The sequence below is a fragment of the Dysgonomonas sp. ZJ709 genome (genome assembly GCF_011039195.1).
Taxonomy (GTDB): domain Bacteria; phylum Bacteroidota; class Bacteroidia; order Bacteroidales; family Dysgonomonadaceae; genus Dysgonomonas.
Map to the genome: position 1 here is coordinate 1 of NZ_JAAKEM010000018.1, position 17292 is coordinate 17292.

Consider the following 17292-nt stretch of genomic DNA (forward strand, 5'->3'; position numbering starts at 1 on the left):
CACTTAACGTGTCGATAGAACTTAAATAACGCTTATATTCTAAATACGTATTGAAGTTTATTCCGTGCAATTTTACAAAATGAATGAAGTGCTTTATTCTGGATAAGTATTCTTTACGAGTGTTTTCGGTAACATCTATACAATCAAAAATACTATTCTTTAATTGCAGTACATCGTTATACTTTACTATCCCCATAGTCTGATTATTTCTTATTTAACTATGAAGTTACAAAAAAATATTTACTTTTACAATATATAAACAATTGAATACAAGCTTTTTAAGCTTAATCAAACTAAATGTTTTACCTATGTTTAACCCATCTAAAAGAAAAAACGCTGCAATTTATTCAATTACAACGTTTTACAAATTTCTATTCGTGGTGCCACCAGGAATCGAACCGGGGACACAAGGATTTTCAGTCCTTTGCTCTACCAACTGAGCTATGGCACCATTGCTATTAGCGTGTGCAAAGATAGAACAATTTTCATTCACTCCAAATATCTGTGTAATAAATTTTGCTTCAAGCCTCTTTTTCTATCGAATCCCAGCCTTGAGCTTTCAACTCAATTTCTGTTCCATCACGGGTTTCGAGCATTAGTCCTAAGCTTTCTCTGGCGATATGCCCTACCACATGAACTCCTTTCATTTGAGATACTTTATCATGAAGATGTAAAGGTACGGTGAAAAGAAGCTCATAGTCCTCTCCCCCATTCAAAGCTACGGTAGTCACATTCATATTAAATTGTTCAGCCATCATGGCTGTTTGATAATCAATAGGTAAACGCTCTTCAAAAACACAGCACCCTACCCCACTTTGCTTACAAACATGCTTCAACTCAGAAGACAAACCATCCGAAATATCAATCATAGAAGTAGGAACAATACCATCTTTCGCTAAAAGATCAATGATGTCTTTACGAGCCTCCGGTTTCAATTGCCGTTCCAAAAGATATTCTTTACCCGAGAAATCCGGTTGAAAATCTTTCTCGCCACCGTAAACAGCTTTTTCACGCTCTAGTAATTGAAGTCCCATAAAAGCAGCACCTAAATCTCCGGACACACAAATCAAATCTGTTTCTTTGGCTCCGTTACGATAAACAATTTTCCCTTCATCACCTTCTCCCAAACAAGTAATGCTTATAGTTAATCCGGTCAATGATGATGAAGTATCCCCTCCTACTATATCGACACCATGATGATCGCAAGCAAGTTGCAGCCCATCATAGAATGCCTCCAGATCCTCAACCGAAAAACGCTTCGAGATACCTAAAGAAACCGTAATTTGCTTAGGTTGACCATTCATCGCATATATATCCGAGAAGTTGACAATAGCCGATTTATATCCCAAGTGTTTCATGGGTACGTAAGTCAGATCAAAGTGTATGCCTTCCAACAAAAGATCGGTCGTTACCAGAGTTTTTTTATCACCATACGATAAAACTGCAGCATCATCCCCTACCCCTTTTTGGCTACTACTATTTTTAAGTTCTATTGTTTTTGTCAAATGATCAATTAGACCAAATTCTCCTAAACTAGCTATTTCTGTTCGTTGCATTTGTATAAAGACTAAATTGTGAAATCCAAAGTTAATTATATTTTATCAGAATTGAGGAATGCTATATAGAAACCCTTAAGCCATTTCCCGAAAAATAAAAAGAGTGACTCTGCGGAGTCACTCTTTTTAAATATTTATAGCTATTGTATCAATAGGCTCTCTCTACTATATATTCCACTGCATGACCCAGAGCCTTACGAACATCCGGATTGGTTACTGTCGAAATTATATCTTCTGCTTTTTCTTTATATTCTTCAATCTTCTGATAAGCATATTCTATGCCACCATTTTCTTTGGCAAACGATATCAACCTTTCTATATTCTCTTCCGTATAATCATAAGATGAAATGATACCACGAAGTTCACTTTTTTCATCTTCAGACGCTTTCTCGATTGCATACAATAAAGGAAGTGTTATTTTACCTTCTCGTATATCATTACCAGTCGGTTTCCCCACATTTGTTTTAAAATAATCGAATATGTCGTCTCTCAATTGAAAACAAACACCTAATATTTCTCCCAATAGAGTAAACTTATCAACTTCGCTTCGAGGGGCATTTACTGATATCGCACCAATCTTCATACAAGTAGAAAGAAGTGATGCTGTCTTTTTCTTTATTACTTCAAAATATTCAGTCTCATCAATAATCAATTCTCTTACTAAAGACAATTGATTCAATTCTCCCTCTGCAAGACTGCGACCCAGATTAGAAACATCTGAAATTATTTCCATATTTCCGGTCAGAACACTTTTTATCAATGCAGTAGAAAGAAAATAATCGCCCGCAAGAACTGCCATTTTATTATCATACACAGCATTAAGGGATGCTTTCCCTCTACGAATCTTTGATTCATCCACTACATCGTCGTGAACAAGAGAAGCGGTATGAAGAAGCTCAACAGTAATCGCTGCATTATAGGTTGTATCATTAATCTCTCCACAAGCTCTGGCTGCAAGTAATAATAAAATCGGGCGAATTTTTTTTCCATCCGATTTCAGTATATAATCTATAATTTCTTGTATCCGAGAATTATTACAAAAGATCGAATCTTTGTAATAGAGATTAAATTTATCTAGTTCAGTGGCTACAGGTTGAGCTATTAAAAGCCTTTTATCCATATTTATGATTGAGTTGAAATGCAAATTTATAAATAATTCCGCTTTTAGCCTTATTTATTTATAACTTTGCATCTATGTCAAGAACATATTTAGCGTTGAAAAATAAAATTTCACATTTTTTATTTTTGTACGATGGTCTCTGCCTCAAAGATACGCAAACTTGTCATAATGCAGATAGTAATAATCAATTTTTAATTTCACTGATTTTTCTGTAATTTGGCAGCATATAACAACTCAAAATCATATTTAGATGAAATTATTTCTCTTAGACGCATACGCACTCATATATCGTTCATATTATGCTTTTATAAAAAGTCCCAGAATAAATTCGAAAGGGCTTAATACATCAGCCATATTCGGATTTGTAAATACATTGGAAGAGTTATTAAGAAAGGAAAATCCAACGCATATAGCTGTTGCTTTCGACCCTCCCGGTGGAACATTCCGTCATGATGCCTACGAACTTTATAAAGCTCAACGACAAGAAACTCCTGAAGATATAAGACTTGCTGTACCAATCATCAAGCAAATAATAGAGGCATATAATATTAAAATGCTTGAAGTGCCGCGTTACGAAGCCGATGATGTTATCGGAACAATAGCGAAAAAAGCCGAAAAAGAATCGTTTGACGTATATATGATGACCCCTGATAAGGACTATGGTCAACTCACCAGCGATCATATATTCATGTATAAACCGAAATTTGCTGGAAATGGCTTCGATGTGCTCGATTCAAAAGCAATCATGGCCAAATATGAGGTAAGCTCACCCGATCAAATGATCGATCTATTAGGATTGATGGGTGATTCTGCCGACAATATTCCGGGCTGTCCGGGAGTAGGTCCCAAAACTGCTCAGAAACTGCTAGAAGAGTATGGCACTATCGAAAATCTACTTGAGAATACGAAGCATATTAAAGGAACTTTAAAGATAAGATTAGAGGAAAATAAAGAACAAATTATATTTTCTAAATTCTTAGCCACAATAAAGACTGATGTACCAATCGATTTTAAAAGAGAAGAATTTAAACGTAAAGGAATAGATGTAGAAAAACTGGAAACTCTGTTCGAAGAACTCGAGTTTAGAACCCTTATTAATCGTGTGTTGAAGAAAGAGAATGCCGCTGCACCTCCCAGCACCACACATGAAGCTATTCAAGGAGATTTATTTGCAGAATTAATGCCTACTGCAGCTGTCAACGATACTACCAGTTACTCCGGTTTACAAGAATTGAAAGATGTCGCTCACTCCTATCACTTAGTTGATACAGATGAAAAAATAGCCGATCTGATAACTAAAATCTGCGCTCATGATTTCTGTGCATTCGATACAGAAACAACAGGTTTAGACCCAACATCAAGCGAACTAGTAGGGATGTCGTTCTCATTTAAGGAAGGTGAAGCATACTATGTACCCGTAGATGAAAATTTTGACGAAGCCAAAAAACTTGTAGAAAAATTCAGATGTTTTCTTGAGAATGATACAATTCTGAAAATAGGACAAAATATTAAATATGATATTATAGTACTTAAAAAATATGATATCAATGTGAAAGGAAAGCTATTTGATACAATGATAGCTCACTACCTAATCAATCCCGAATTGAGACACAATATGGACTATATGGCAGAAACTTATCTGAAATACAGGACAATACATATTGAAGAATTGATCGGATCGAAAGGTAAAAACCAATCGAATATGCGCAGTCTTAAACCTGAACAGATCTGCGACTATGCGTGCGAAGATGCCGACATAACTCTGAAATTGAAAATGATTTTAGAGAAGGCAATCGAAAAACAAGATGTTGAGAAATTGCTCTATGAAATCGAATTTCCTCTTATATATGTTCTGGCCGATATGGAATATGCAGGTGTCAGATTAGATATAGAAGCACTAGCTGAATATTCTAAAACATTGACTATTGAGCTTCAAAATATTGAAAAAGAAATATTTGGACTTGCTGGTTCCGAATTCAATATAAATTCGGCAAAGCAAGTTGGTGAAATCCTTTTCGAAAAACTTACAATTGTAGAAAAGCCTAAAAAAACAAAGACAGGTCAGTACGTAACCAGCGAAGAAGTGCTGGAGAGTCTGAAAGACTCCCACCCTATTGTCAATAAAATACTGGAATACAGAGGATTGAAAAAGTTGTTAAGTACCTATATAGATGCTCTTCCACTACTTATCAATCCGAAGGACAACAAACTACACACATCATATAATCAGACAGTTACAGCTACGGGTCGCTTAAGTTCGAGCAATCCTAATCTGCAAAATATACCGATTCGCGATGCACAAGGCAAAGAAATAAGAAGAGCATTTATAGCTGACAAGGGATGTACTTTCTTTTCTGCCGACTATTCACAAATAGAATTGCGCATTATGGCGCATCTGAGTAAAGATCCGAACATGATAGACGCCTTTAACAGTGGCGAAGATATCCATGCCGCTACAGCTGCCAAAATATTCAAATTGCCGATCGATCAGGTAACAGGTGATATGCGCCGTAAAGCTAAAACAGCCAACTTCGGTATTATATATGGTATATCGGTATTTGGTCTTGCCGAACGTTTATCTATTCCTCGCGGAGAAGCAAAAATACTGATTGATGGTTATTTCGAAACCTACCCTCAGGTAAAAGAATACATGGACAGATGTATTACCATTGCCCGTGAAAAAACATATGTCGAAACTATCTTCGGACGTAAACGTTATTTACCTGATATCAATTCACGCAATACAACTGTACGTGGATATGCTGAGCGAAATGCAATAAATGCCCCGATACAAGGGAGTGCCGCCGATATTATTAAGGTGGCTATGAACAAAATTTTTGAGCGATTCACTGCAGAAAATATAAAATCGAAAATGATTTTACAAGTACATGACGAATTGAACTTTAATGTTTTTGATAATGAGTTGAACAAAGTTCAGCAGATAGTTATTGAAGAAATGGAAAATGCGTATAAGTTAGTTGTACCATTGAGAGCTGATTGCGGTAGTGGCGAAAATTGGTTACAAGCGCATTAAATATATAGTTAGTAACATACAATAATATATGAATTCTTTCAATAGAATATTAAATAAAATATCAGATCATAAGAAATCACATTTCTGGTTATTTCTTATGATTTTGACTTTATTGACCATATATATGATGTTGGCTAACAAACCTTTATTGCTTGGTCACGATATGCTTGTTCATTATGCCCGCATAGAGGGTCTGAAAAATGCTATTGAAGACGGAAGATTCCCTTGGTATATCAACTATAATGGATTAGATGGATATGGCTATTTTATAAAAGCGTTCTATTGTGATTTGCTACTCGTTCCTTTTGCTGTAATTGCTATTTTTACAGATAATGTTACAGCTTATGAGTGCATGATTTTCATCATTACTCTTTTATGTGGCATATCTACTTATCTCGTGATTAAGCGAATCTATAATAGCTCAGTAGCTGCCATTCTGGGCGCATTACTCTATACCTTTTGCTGCTATCGCCTACTGGATTTATTCATTAGGGCAGCCATCGGAGAGTCATTCGCTTTCATTTTTTTACCAATAGTCTTATTAGGAGCATATGAAATTATAAGAGGAGACTATAAAAAATGGTATATACTAACTATTGGCTATAGCCTCCTTATTTTTTCTCATCTTATCTCTTCTGCACTTACCTTTATTACCCTAATAATATTTTTTGTAATCTATTATAAGTGTTTAATAAGAGAACCCAAACGTATTACTTATTTGTTTATAGCAGCTCTTGTAACATTGATTATTACCGCGTACTATCTATTTCCAATGATAGAGCAGATGATGTCCAACACATTTTATTATGAAGTTAAAGGCTCAATCCCCGATAATATGAATTCTGTGGCAGTTCGGATAACTCCAATCATAGAAGGAATGATACAAGGAGTTACTTCGCATTTGCAAACATTCCATGTAAAAATAGGCCTATTGCTCACCGCTTCGATATGTACGCGAGTATTTGTTTCCGGCAAATCGAAACTAGTAAGAAGTGCTGACATACTTGTAATTGTAGGTCTATTTTATGTTTTTATGTCTTCTACTATATTTCCATGGGCAATATTTCCTTTCAACAAACTAAGTTTTATGCAATTTCCATGGAGATTGTATCAATTCTCCAGTTTATTTTTTGCAATTGCAGGAGGATTTTATTTATCTGAGGCTACAAAGACAAATAAGAGAAAACTCATTGTTCTAATTGGCTTTATAATAGGAACCTGCATTGTTGTTAACTCCGAAGGTAAGAATTTCACATACCAAATAGCTGAAATTCATGGAAATAATACTTTAAGGGAGATAGATGAAACAAAACGATCGAACTATAGTGGGCTTGAATACATGCCAATTAAAGTACCTTCAAGTTCCTATATTTATGATAGAGGTAATAGAATAAGTACAAAATCCGAAGAGGCCAATATTACAGATTATAAGAAAGAAAAAGGTATTACAAGTTTCAGTATAAATACAAACAAAAAAGATATTCTCGAACTACCTTTAATATATTACAAAGGATATAGCGCAATCCTTAATGGAAGAGAAATAACGGTAGAACAAAGTCAAAACGGATTAATAGAAATACCGGTCGAACAGTCGGGAGAGGTAATTGTTTACTATAAAGGTACATTGATACAAAAAATTAGTTTCTATATTACAATCATCAGTATATTAGCTCTTTGTATCTACATATTCTCACAAAGAAGGAAAAAATCTCATTTAAAATATAAGTACGATGACACAACTGTCTGATATTGATTACATATACGCTGCAATAGGAGTGATTGTAGGCATCATAATGATATTCAGTCCTCGTACATTTATGCGAGGGGCAAAATATGATGAAGATAGTTTGAAAACAGAATCTTTTCTTAAAAAAATCGGAATAGCTGTAATCATACTTGGTATTGTATTTGCTGTAATTATCTATACCCGATAACCATGCTTGACGGATTTATCGAATATGGATATATAGGATTATTCCTTGCTTCATTTCTAGCTGCTACTATACTACCTTTCGGATCTGAATTTGTATTCGTCGGATTACTTGCTGCCGGTCTTAATGGATGGGGTTGTGTAGCAGTAGCATCTGTTGGAAATTGGATGGGAGGTATGACCAATTACTATCTGGGAAGCATGGGTAAAATAGAGTGGATAGAAAAATATCTGAAAGTAAAGAAAGAGAAAATAGAAAAAATGCAACATTGGCTCGAAGGAAAAGGTGCCATAATGGGATTTTTTAGCTTCATGCCAGTAGTAGGAGATCTTATCGCATTGGCTCTGGGTTACATGCGTGCCAACGTTTATATTGTAAGTGGTAGTATGTTTGCAGGCAAACTTATTCGTTATATACTAATTATGTATGGTGTAAGTTGGATTATTTAAATATTAAGATTTACTTATAATTATGTCAACTATATTATTTCACGAAATAGTTTTCGGACCTATTCACAGTCGTAGATTAGGCACCTCATTGGGTATGAATTTACTGCCTTATGACGGCAAATTATGTTCTTTCGACTGCATTTATTGCGAATGCGGGTATAATAAGGATTTCAAAACAAAAACAAAACTTCCTTCGCGCGAAAATGTAAAGGCTGCTCTTGAGGATAAACTCATTCGATTGAAAGAAGAGAATATAATTCCCGACGTTATCACTTTTGCCGGAAATGGCGAACCTACAATGCACCCACAATTCTCGGAGATAATAGATGATACAATCGAACTTCGCGACAAGTACATCCCACAGACCAAAATAAGCGTATTGTCGAACGCCATGCATATCTCTAATGAAAAAGTATTCGAAGCATTAAAAAAAGTTGATAACAATATACTCAAGCTAGATTCGGCCATACTGGAAACAGCAAAATTTATAGATCGTCCTAATGCACCTTCGTATAGTATAGAAAAGCAAATAGAACTTTTTAAGCGATTTGAAGGGAATTTTATCATGCAAACTATGTTCTTAAGGGGTAGCCACGAGGGTAGGGTGGTTGACAATACTACGGAAGAAGAGGTTTCAGCATGGATAGAAGCCATCAAGGCCACTAAACCGCGCGAAGTGATGATCTACACCATCGATAGAGAAACACCTTCTAAGATGCTTGAAAAAGTACCTGCCGAAGACCTAAGGAAAATAGGGAAGAAAGTTGAAGATTTGGGAATAAAAGTTAACATAGCGGGATAATATACAAAATATAAGTAATTTTGCAGCCTTAATTTATTATACTAATCACATATTATGGTAACAATAGTACTTGCCCATCCATGGCACGGAAGCTTCAATAAAGCAATATTAGACACAGTAACTGCCAAGTTCGATAAAGAGAATAAGGCATATCAGGTAATAGATCTTCACAAAGATAATTTCGACCCTGCATTCACAGAAAAAGAACTAGCTGTTTTCAATCAGGGAAAAGCCCTTGACCCATTGGTTATTCAATATCAGGCAGTACTAAAAAATGCCGATGAAATAATTTTTATTTTTCCTATCTGGTGGGGTACAATGCCGGCTATACTAAAAGGTTTCTTCGATAAAGTATTGCTTGTCAATTTCGCTTATTCTTACCAAGGGGGATGGACTCCACTCTTGAAGATAAATAAGGGCACTGTAATCACAACATCGCAAAGTCCGACAGAAAATTTCAGAAGCTCTATTGAAGATAATTTTATACCATCTATGCTAAATTCTATTGGAATTAATAATGCGACATGGCTCAACAATGAAGAAACATCTAGCGGAACAGATGAGCAGCGTAAAGATTTCTTGAAAAAAGTAGAGAATCAAATTTAAACTGATCCTCTATTCACTTAAATAGGTCAAACAGCCGATGATTATAAACTCATCGGCTGTTCTTTTTAGCATTTTATCCTCATACCTCATAAATATAGAAACAATTGTCAAAAAATACTTGAGATCAGATCATTTTTATATCTCAAAATGATCAAAATGAAAGTATTTAAACGACATACATATTCCTTTGCAATAGTTACACATAGAGCACTTTTTTTTAACGCGGATTAACTACCATTTTTTTCAAACTAGCTATACATTTGGTGTGTAATTAATCACATGTTTAACCCTTTTACAATAAGGAAAATTTTATGAAAAAATTTATTATTTCAGGTGTTATGGCCATCGCTCTTATTGCTTCTGCTAATGTAATGGCTCAGGATGTACATAAAAAAACAGTATCAGAAAAAGCTAAGACAGAAGTTAAATCGGAAGGTAAAGCAGGTAAAGCTGAAGCAAAGAAAGATGCTCAGGCAGTGAAAACAGATGCGAAAAAAGTAGAAAAGGCAACAAAAGACAAACTAAAGTAAAACAATAAAAAGATAATAGTAAATTAAGTTTTGAAAAGAAAAGATCGATACGTCTAACGTACCGACCTTTTTTGTTTATTGAATAGGCAGATAAATCTCTGTCTTCAGTTTCTCAGGAGCTACTTTTGACGAATCATTCACGTATTTTTCAAACCCGCATTCCATACGAAGTTCGTATCCACTTTCAGGCAGCCATTTCCCGTAAATAGTATCAAATACATTGATTAGTTTATCATAAGGTCCGATGTAAGTAAACACAGCAAATTTACCTCCGGGAATATCTCTTATTCCTATTTCGCCTTTAGGCAATACTTCCTTGTGAACAGCTAAGCAGACATCTGTACGAAGCTTATCTGTATCTGTAACCTTAGGATCGTCATGGCTTATTGTAATCGCTTCGATACCTGCTGTAAACAGTTTATTTTCTTTTATAAAAGCCCATAATTTATTATATGCTCCACAGTAATCCATAGTCCTGTAATCGCCTTGTAGCCGTACATAAATCGCTTTTCGAGGCGGTAACTCAACTATTTTAGGATCTTTCAATTTTACATCTTCACTTATTTGTAATGGTCTCATAATTGTGTGATTTTTATTGTTACGATAATCTATTGGCGAAATAGCATAGAACTGCTTAAAAACCTTTGTTAACGAAGACGGAACATTATAACCGACACTATAAGCAATATCCTGAACTGGTACTGCTGTATATCTGAGCAACCGAGCTGCAGTCTCGATACGCATCCTCACTATAAATGCCCCCAAAGATTCACCTACAATAGCTTTAAATATACGATGAAAATGAAATGGAGAAAAACCTGATACTCCGGCAAGTCTTTGCAAATCTATCTCCCCATCCAGATTATTAGCTATATAATCTATGATGATATTTATTCGTTTCGCATATTCTTCTCTTGTAATTACTTTTCGTTGCATATTCTATAATATTTCATCACAAAATTAGAGATCTTATAACACAAGTACTTTTCCGAACTTGCTAACTTAATAAAAAAAGAGCACCGATAAACGGTACTCTTTCACGATGTATATGATAGTATCAGATTTTATACTAAAAGTGCTTTCACTTTTTCCAAATCTTTGAAGTCTTCTATAACTCCATAAGAATAATCCTTCAAAAAGTCTGCCGATAGGGTAGTGGATATACCTATTACACGCATAAAAGCATATGTAGCAGCTTTAATTCCTGTAAATGAATCTTCGAAAACAGCACATTCGCTAGGATGAACTCCCAAATTTGTGCTAGCCAATACATAACCCATAGGATCGGGTTTACCTCTTTTTATAGAATCGGAAGTGATAATGGTATCGAATACACCACCGTTCAACGATAGTTCATTCAATACAGCACCTACTTTACTTGTGGGTGAGCTTGTAACTAGACCAAGCTTATAATTTGATTTTTTGATATATTTAATAAAATCGATAAGACCCGGAGTCATTATGTCTTTATATGGGATAGATTGCTCCATTTCGGAAGATGCTTTTCTGATAGCTTGCTTTTCTTCGGGTGTAGAAATAGCGAAATAAAGTTCTATAATAGAATTTATTGTCATCCCCTTTATGACAGCAGAGAAATTATCTATTTTTAATCCGTTGTCAAGTGCAATCTGATTCCAAAATTTATCGTAGTAGCTTTCTGTATCTACAACAACACCATCCAAACCAAGCAATATGGTTGTAATTTTACTTTCCGCCATTATATTTATTTTAGTTATTTATGTTCCCCAGTATAATTTCTATGCAAAGTAATACATTTTTATTTTACAAGAACAAAAAAGAGAGACTTTTGTTAGTCTCTCTTTCCAAAAATAAGACAATTACCTTATTTTTTCTCTTTTCCGTATTTTTGATCTAATTTCTCAGCTCTCTTCGCACTGTCCGGATGGCTGGAAAATAATTGATTCACTTTACTTTTGTCCGCACCTGCATCATCTTGCAATTTTTGGATCACACGCAAAGCCGAAGCCATACTTTGAGGATCTTTTCCCGATCTTTTCAAAAACTCATACCCATAATCATCAGCTGCATATTCTTGCTTTTGAGAATAGGTAGCCCCTGCTAATGATTCTCCTAATGCACCTAATTGAGAGTCGGTAAGAGCCGCCGCTGTTCCACTTGTAGAACCTACTGCATCTTTAAGAGCCGAAGTAAGCAGGGCGTTTTTAAATGCGTCTTTAGAGTCTTTATTTACGATATGTCCTACTTCATGACCGATAATACCTAATATCTCATCGTCTGTCATTAGTTCCATTAGTCCTGCAAAGACACGGATACTACCATTTGCACAAGCAAAAGCATTTTGATCTACCACATAAAATGCCTGTATATCAAGATTTAATTCTTTCACATCAGGGGCAGTCGATATTATTTTTTCAAGACGTTCGGCACATGCCTTTTTACCGGGATCAGTATCAGTTACTTTACATAAAGGATTATGAGCATCTACCCAGTCGATATATTCTTGGCAGTATGCTGCCATTTCTGCATCTGTAAGTGTAAGTGCCTTAGCCGTTTTGGTAGCTGCTTCAATCTGTTTGCTGTTAATTTTCACTTTGCCGAATTGAGCATTCGCAACAAAACAACACGACATAACAAGTGTTAGGGTAAGAAGAATCTTTTTCATAAGTTTTATTTGTTTAGTATCAAAGTATAATTATAATATTAAGTGTATCAAGGGATAATTTTTACCTTCAGAATCGTGTGCCGATCTATTTATTTGTTTAAAACCAAAATAAGTATAGAATTCTAAAGCTTGTTTATTTTCTTCATTTACATCTACTTTACGCAGATTCAAATTTTCAGTTGCAAAAGTAAGTAATTTTTTTCCTATTCCCAATCCTCTGAAGCAGTTATGAACAAAAAGCATTTCTATATTATCGTCCAATACGCCTAGAAATCCCTTTATATCTGAATTTTCATCTCTGAAAACAAATAAAGATACCTGTGTGAAATAAAAAGGCAGGCGCGATTTGTAATACTCAAAATCTTCTTTACTCAGAAAATCGTGAGTTGCCGAAACTGCACTTGCCCAAATATCTATAAGTATGGGATAATCTTTTTCAGAAGCAGGAAGAATCATTTATACATTAAATCTGAAATGCATTATATCACCATCCTGAGCAACATATTCCTTACCTTCTACATTCATTTTACCGGCTTCTTTTACAGCAGCCTCCGAACCTAATGTAATAAAGTCTTCGTATTTAATAACCTCGGCACGGATAAATCCTTTTTCGAAATCGGTATGTATTACAGCAGCACATTGAGGAGCTTTCGATCCGCGAAGGAATGTCCATGCACGCACTTCCTGCACACCACATGTAAAGTAAGTCTGTAAATCAAGTAATTTATAAGCGGATTTGATAAGTCGAGCTACACCCGACTCTTGAAGTCCTATTTCAGATAGGAACATTTCGCGCTCTTCGTAAGTTTCAAATTCGGCTATTTCCGATTCTATCTTAGCAGCTACTATTATTATTTCAGCATTTTCGTCTTTTATAGCTTCGCGTACCTCTTCTACATATTTATTACCTGTAACAGCATTTGATTCGTCTACGTTACAAACGTATAGCACAGGCTTGTAAGTAAGCAAATAAAGCTCCTTAGCTGCCTTCTCGTCTTCTTTATTATCGAATGTCACAGTACGTGCCGATTTACCTTGTAACAATACTTCTTTGAATTGTAGAAGTATGTCATACATGCGTTTAGCATCCTTGTCGCCACCTGTTTTAGCTTGCTTCTCTACTTTCTGAATGCGTGCTTGTACTGTTTCAAGGTCTTTAAGTTGAAGTTCGGTATCAATAATTTCTTTGTCACGAACCGGGTTTATACTACCATCTACGTGTGTAATATTATCGTCGTCGAAACAACGTAATACATGCAGAATCGCATCCGTTTCACGTATGTTGGCAAGAAATTTATTCCCAAGTCCTTCACCTTTGCTGGCACCTTTTACAAGTCCGGCTATATCTACTATTTCTACTGTGGTAGGTACAATACGGTTTGGTTTTACTATTTCCGCCAATTTGTTCAAACGCTCGTCGGGAACAGTAATCACACCAACATTGGGTTCTATTGTGCAGAAAGGGAAGTTTGCCGATTGTGCTTTAGCGTTCGATAAACAGTTGAAAAGTGTAGATTTTCCTACATTTGGAAGCCCTACTATACCACATTGTAATGCCATTATATTATTCTAGTTATTTATTTTGAGGTGCAAAGATAGGACTTTTTTAGTTATGTGGTATAACTAATAAGTGGTCAATCATTTATTATTTGTACTTCCCAGTCTGCAAAAATATGTTAAAAGGTAATAAAAGTAACACTTTTTACCCTATTTATGAATGTAACTTTTCTACTAAGAATTAATACTGATTCGCATAACTAATAAATTTTATTCTACTTCAACAAACATCTCATCAAAACTGATGGTCACCTTGTCAAAAGCGTTAATAAATGCCATACCCAGCGCACCAAATCCAAACTGCTGACTAGTTGCCTCAGGGTTACTGCCTACAATCATATGTTTAATTTCAAATTGTTTATTTCCTATTTTTAGAGAAAAAGAAGGAAGACTGTAAAATTCTGTTTGTTTAGTTCCTCCGAATCCTCCGCTTATTTTGCTTTCCTTCAATCCATTGATATTTACATATTCTTTGTGCACATTGTAATATTTTTCGTTGAAGTGAGAATAAACATCGCCTGTATCGAATAGCATAGTTAATCTTTCATCACCGGAATAGGCTTTCAAAAAGAAGGCATCCCCGCCAAGCATCCGCATCATATTTTTTCCTGTAGCCGGCAGGGAAGTTTTATTTATGGGAAAGACTATCTTCTTTTCGTTTGGAAATATCTGTACTTCGCCTGCATAATCCATAATATCAACACCCAGTACCGCATCTACTTTATACAAAGTATCCACTTGAAGATTAGGCATCATAATAGTTGCTGTCACGTTTTTGAATATCATATTACCCACTTGTATACTGTCGATAATTGCCATTTGTCCGGAGCTATGCCCTCCTGAACCCGATATTGATAACGAATCCATCTTAATTCTGGCTCCTAAACGGTTCGCGTACTCCTGAGATAAAAAAATACCTCCGCCACATCCCGTATCGAAAATAAAACGTTCTTGTTGACCGTTAACAACGACCGGCACAAACATGAGTGTAGAATACCTGAGTGTATCATCTTCATTTCCCTTTATTCTTATAGTATCTATCTCCATCGGGATCACACAATCCACGTTAGGACGATCAAGCCGAGGCTTGCTTTCATCTAAGAATGCTTTATATAGCCTTAGATTTGCTTTAGAACCGGCAAGAAATTCAACCGGCATATGAGGCTCAAGTTGTTCGATAAAACTTTTCAGACGATTATATCCATCCTGATATTCACCTTTACGAAAAAGCATCCAACATTGGTTAATAAGCATATTTCTTACATTTTCGAGCCCTATTTCTCCCTGATACTTAGCTATCAGAGAGTCTATAGCCGACACTGCTTGTTCAGGGTTATTGAACGCAGCATAAAGCAGAGACTCTGCAAAAGTATTCAGTACTGGAATCTGTACATCATTTTTAATTGTCGGATAAATTTCTTCCAAAAGAAAAAAATCTGACGTGTTCAGACAATTGCCAATCTGCTCGTCCGGAGACTGAGCAAATCCAAATGTGCTAAAAAATGCAACCAAAAACGTAAGTGCTATTTTGTTCATATTTGTACACATATTATTTTATTCTTTAAAGATAAAATAAATTACTTAATTCAGTAAATGTGTAGTGTCTGATATAACGTGAATTAATTATCCATATATTATTTTCATTACATATACATAAAACAGAGAGGAGCAAGAGAATAATTCATTGTCATCAATTTCAAGAAGAAGTGCCCTCTCTGTTTTAGTTTGTTTCTGCCTTGTTTTACAAACTATGCTTTACGCAATGGTTGCCACTTAAGATAAGTACCGGATCGCCACAACCACTCCAATGGTCCATAACGAAACTTTTTCAACCAATAATGGCTTATTATAATTTGTATAGCGTATACTACCAATCCCAGTGCAAATACTTCTGTTGTACCCCAAGTACCAAAGATTGCACCAAATCCCCACGCCGAAAATATAAAAGCACCCAATATACCTTGCATCTCATAGTTTGTCAGCCCCATACGTCCATAAGGAGTTAGCACATCCAAATATTTTCCAATGCTTTTGATCTGATAAAGGACAATAAATCCAAGGGCTAAGGCTCCTGAAAATATCACAATCTGAATATCGTTTAGAGCTGTAACTGCAAGCAGCGCAAAAGATATATCAAAGCCAGGCGTCATAAGCATTCTGAAATTAAGTGGCTCCTGCGGAATTAAATTGAGTATCAAACTAATTACTGCGGATGAAAGCGCAAATCCGAAAAAGAGGATTATATTTCTTTTCTGCTTGGTCTGAACATCTTCGAAGAAGCGCAAACGACCTATAACTAAACCCAGTATAAAAAGTGCCAATGTGATATATCCACGTCCATACATCCCGAACTGGTAGTTTAGCTTTCCTTGTAGTTTGAAAGTTAAGTTTTCTTTAGCCGAATTAATAAACGAAGGCTTTGCTGTGTTAGACATTGCAGGTCGTCGTGCAGGTTGGCTCGTTTCCGATACTTGTTCTGTTTTTACAATACGGTCGTAACCTGTCATTAATGCTCGGGGAGCACCCAATAGTAGTAAACTGGCAATAAGTATCAATATCCAATTTTTTAATGGGAAAAGGAAGACCATTATAATTCCGAATACTGCATATATAGATAAAATATCAGCAGTAAAAAAACAGTTTCCAATCACACCTATAACAAAAAGTATAGCCATCCGCCATAAGAAGCGTTTACGAAAATCAATTCCTTTTTTTGCAGCACTATCCATCTGTATAAAGAAGCTCAATCCAAACAAACAGGCGAAAATATTAATAAACCGCCCCATTATCACGTTTTGTGAAAGCCATTGGATAGCTTCGTCCAACATAGGAAACAAAGACTCGTCAGGTCTCACACCAGAAAATATACCGAAGCGCTGCAACATGTGCATAAGTATAACACCAAGCAGAGCGAATCCCCTTAGTGCATCTATTACTGTAATCCTTCTAGTTTTAGTTGCCTCGTTACTCAAGTTTATTGTTTGCATAAAGAATATACTTAATATTTATAATTCTTGATTTTCACAAAGATTTAATAAATATCTAGTATTTGTATTAAAGGGC

Annotated in this window: 16 protein-coding genes, 1 tRNA gene and 1 pseudogene; 7 read left to right on the plus strand and 11 right to left on the minus strand. The window is 35.4% G+C overall.

Annotated elements, in window-relative coordinates; genetic code table 11:
* The 4 genes and pseudogenes from G7Y56_RS18485 to G7Y56_RS12445 form a co-directional block, all read right to left on the minus strand.
* Positions 1 to 196 (minus strand): annotated as a pseudogene (locus G7Y56_RS18485) (site-specific integrase); the annotation flags it as partial.
* Positions 197 to 378: 182 nt separating this feature from the next.
* A tRNA-Phe gene (locus tag G7Y56_RS12435) sits at positions 379 to 451 on the minus strand.
* 70 nt (positions 452 to 521) lie between these two features.
* Positions 522 to 1556, minus strand: a complete 1035-nt coding sequence (gene thiL / locus G7Y56_RS12440; protein WP_165043916.1) for a thiamine-phosphate kinase — start codon at positions 1554 to 1556, stop codon at positions 522 to 524.
* A 148-nt stretch (positions 1557 to 1704) separates the two neighbouring features.
* Positions 1705 to 2676 (minus strand): polyprenyl synthetase family protein, encoded by a 972-nt coding sequence (locus G7Y56_RS12445; RefSeq protein ID WP_165043918.1) that lies wholly within the window; start codon positions 2674 to 2676, stop codon positions 1705 to 1707.
* Between the two features lie 250 nt (positions 2677 to 2926).
* Here G7Y56_RS12445 and polA point away from each other — a divergent pair, with 250 nt between their 5' ends.
* The 7 genes from polA (at position 2927) to G7Y56_RS12480 (ending at position 10028) form a co-directional block, all read left to right on the plus strand.
* Complete coding sequence (polA, locus tag G7Y56_RS12450; RefSeq protein WP_165043920.1) at positions 2927 to 5710, plus strand: DNA polymerase I; 2784 nt, start codon at positions 2927 to 2929, stop codon at positions 5708 to 5710.
* Positions 5711 to 5807: 97 nt separating this feature from the next.
* The gene (locus G7Y56_RS12455) at positions 5808 to 7457 is read left to right on the plus strand and encodes a YfhO family protein (protein WP_255498746.1); all 1650 of its coding nucleotides are present in this window, start codon (positions 5808 to 5810) and stop codon (positions 7455 to 7457) included.
* Entirely contained in the window at positions 7441 to 7644 is a 204-nt protein-coding gene (locus tag G7Y56_RS12460) for a hypothetical protein (RefSeq protein WP_165043924.1), read from the plus strand. Before G7Y56_RS12455 ends, G7Y56_RS12460 begins: the two co-directional genes overlap by 17 nt.
* 2 nt (positions 7645 to 7646) lie before the next feature.
* Entirely contained in the window at positions 7647 to 8090 is a 444-nt protein-coding gene (locus G7Y56_RS12465; RefSeq protein WP_165021134.1) for a YqaA family protein, read from the plus strand.
* Positions 8091 to 8112: 22 nt separating this feature from the next.
* Positions 8113 to 8892, plus strand: a complete 780-nt coding sequence (locus tag G7Y56_RS12470; RefSeq protein ID WP_165043926.1) for a radical SAM protein — start codon at positions 8113 to 8115, stop codon at positions 8890 to 8892.
* 54 nt (positions 8893 to 8946) lie between these two features.
* On the plus strand, positions 8947 to 9498 hold the full coding sequence (locus G7Y56_RS12475; protein WP_165043928.1) for an NAD(P)H-dependent oxidoreductase: 552 nt from the start codon (positions 8947 to 8949) through the stop codon (positions 9496 to 9498).
* 311 nt (positions 9499 to 9809) lie between these two features.
* Positions 9810 to 10028 carry a hypothetical protein gene (locus G7Y56_RS12480; RefSeq protein ID WP_165043930.1) on the plus strand — a complete coding sequence of 73 codons (219 nt, stop codon included), beginning with the start codon at positions 9810 to 9812 and terminating at the stop codon, positions 10026 to 10028.
* 75 nt (positions 10029 to 10103) lie between these two features.
* On the opposite strand, the gene G7Y56_RS12485 is transcribed toward G7Y56_RS12480, so the two are convergent.
* The 7 genes from G7Y56_RS12485 to G7Y56_RS12515 all read right to left on the minus strand — a co-directional run bounded on the left by G7Y56_RS12485 (position 10104) and on the right by G7Y56_RS12515 (position 17216).
* Positions 10104 to 10964, minus strand: a complete 861-nt coding sequence (locus G7Y56_RS12485) for a GyrI-like domain-containing protein (protein ID WP_165043932.1) — start codon at positions 10962 to 10964, stop codon at positions 10104 to 10106.
* Positions 10965 to 11092: 128 nt separating this feature from the next.
* Positions 11093 to 11746 carry an HAD family phosphatase gene (locus G7Y56_RS12490; protein WP_165021139.1) on the minus strand — a complete coding sequence of 218 codons (654 nt, stop codon included), beginning with the start codon at positions 11744 to 11746 and terminating at the stop codon, positions 11093 to 11095.
* A 125-nt stretch (positions 11747 to 11871) separates the two neighbouring features.
* Positions 11872 to 12672, minus strand: a complete 801-nt coding sequence (locus tag G7Y56_RS12495; protein ID WP_165021140.1) for a M48 family metallopeptidase — start codon at positions 12670 to 12672, stop codon at positions 11872 to 11874.
* A gap of 30 nt (positions 12673 to 12702) precedes the next feature.
* Positions 12703 to 13128, minus strand: a complete 426-nt coding sequence (locus G7Y56_RS12500; protein ID WP_165043934.1) for a GNAT family N-acetyltransferase — start codon at positions 13126 to 13128, stop codon at positions 12703 to 12705.
* A complete protein-coding gene (gene ychF / locus G7Y56_RS12505) occupies positions 13129 to 14232 on the minus strand; it encodes a redox-regulated ATPase YchF (RefSeq protein WP_165021142.1) in 1104 nt (367 codons plus the stop codon).
* Between the two features lie 207 nt (positions 14233 to 14439).
* Positions 14440 to 15765, minus strand: coding sequence for a retropepsin-like aspartic protease (locus tag G7Y56_RS12510; RefSeq protein WP_165043936.1), 1326 nt, complete (start codon positions 15763 to 15765; stop codon positions 14440 to 14442).
* 212 nt (positions 15766 to 15977) lie between these two features.
* Positions 15978 to 17216 carry a DUF418 domain-containing protein gene (locus G7Y56_RS12515; RefSeq protein ID WP_165043938.1) on the minus strand — a complete coding sequence of 413 codons (1239 nt, stop codon included), beginning with the start codon at positions 17214 to 17216 and terminating at the stop codon, positions 15978 to 15980.
* Positions 17217 to 17292: the final 76 nt, after the last annotated feature.

Bases quoted from the DNA above. Each gene is read 5' to 3' on its own strand.
- G7Y56_RS12510 (WP_165043936.1), bottom strand. From the start codon at position 15,765: ATGAACAAAATAGCACTTACGTTTTTGGTTGCATTTTTTAGCACATTT.
- G7Y56_RS12480 (WP_165043930.1), top strand. From the start codon at position 9,810: ATGAAAAAATTTATTATTTCAGGTGTTATGGCCATCGCTCTTATTGCT.
- ychF (WP_165021142.1), bottom strand. From the start codon at position 14,232: ATGGCATTACAATGTGGTATAGTAGGGCTTCCAAATGTAGGAAAATCT.
- G7Y56_RS12490 (WP_165021139.1), bottom strand. From the start codon at position 11,746: ATGGCGGAAAGTAAAATTACAACCATATTGCTTGGTTTGGATGGTGTT.
- G7Y56_RS12475 (WP_165043928.1), top strand. From the start codon at position 8,947: ATGGTAACAATAGTACTTGCCCATCCATGGCACGGAAGCTTCAATAAA.
- G7Y56_RS12500 (WP_165043934.1), bottom strand. From the start codon at position 13,128: ATGATTCTTCCTGCTTCTGAAAAAGATTATCCCATACTTATAGATATT.
- G7Y56_RS12470 (WP_165043926.1), top strand. From the start codon at position 8,113: ATGTCAACTATATTATTTCACGAAATAGTTTTCGGACCTATTCACAGT.
- G7Y56_RS12495 (WP_165021140.1), bottom strand. From the start codon at position 12,672: ATGAAAAAGATTCTTCTTACCCTAACACTTGTTATGTCGTGTTGTTTT.
- polA (WP_165043920.1), top strand. From the start codon at position 2,927: ATGAAATTATTTCTCTTAGACGCATACGCACTCATATATCGTTCATAT.
- thiL (WP_165043916.1), bottom strand. From the start codon at position 1,556: ATGCAACGAACAGAAATAGCTAGTTTAGGAGAATTTGGTCTAATTGAT.
- G7Y56_RS12465 (WP_165021134.1), top strand. From the start codon at position 7,647: ATGCTTGACGGATTTATCGAATATGGATATATAGGATTATTCCTTGCT.
- G7Y56_RS12455 (WP_255498746.1), top strand. From the start codon at position 5,808: ATGATTTTGACTTTATTGACCATATATATGATGTTGGCTAACAAACCT.
- G7Y56_RS12460 (WP_165043924.1), top strand. From the start codon at position 7,441: ATGACACAACTGTCTGATATTGATTACATATACGCTGCAATAGGAGTG.
- G7Y56_RS12445 (WP_165043918.1), bottom strand. From the start codon at position 2,676: ATGGATAAAAGGCTTTTAATAGCTCAACCTGTAGCCACTGAACTAGAT.
- G7Y56_RS12485 (WP_165043932.1), bottom strand. From the start codon at position 10,964: ATGCAACGAAAAGTAATTACAAGAGAAGAATATGCGAAACGAATAAAT.
- G7Y56_RS12515 (WP_165043938.1), bottom strand. From the start codon at position 17,216: ATGCAAACAATAAACTTGAGTAACGAGGCAACTAAAACTAGAAGGATT.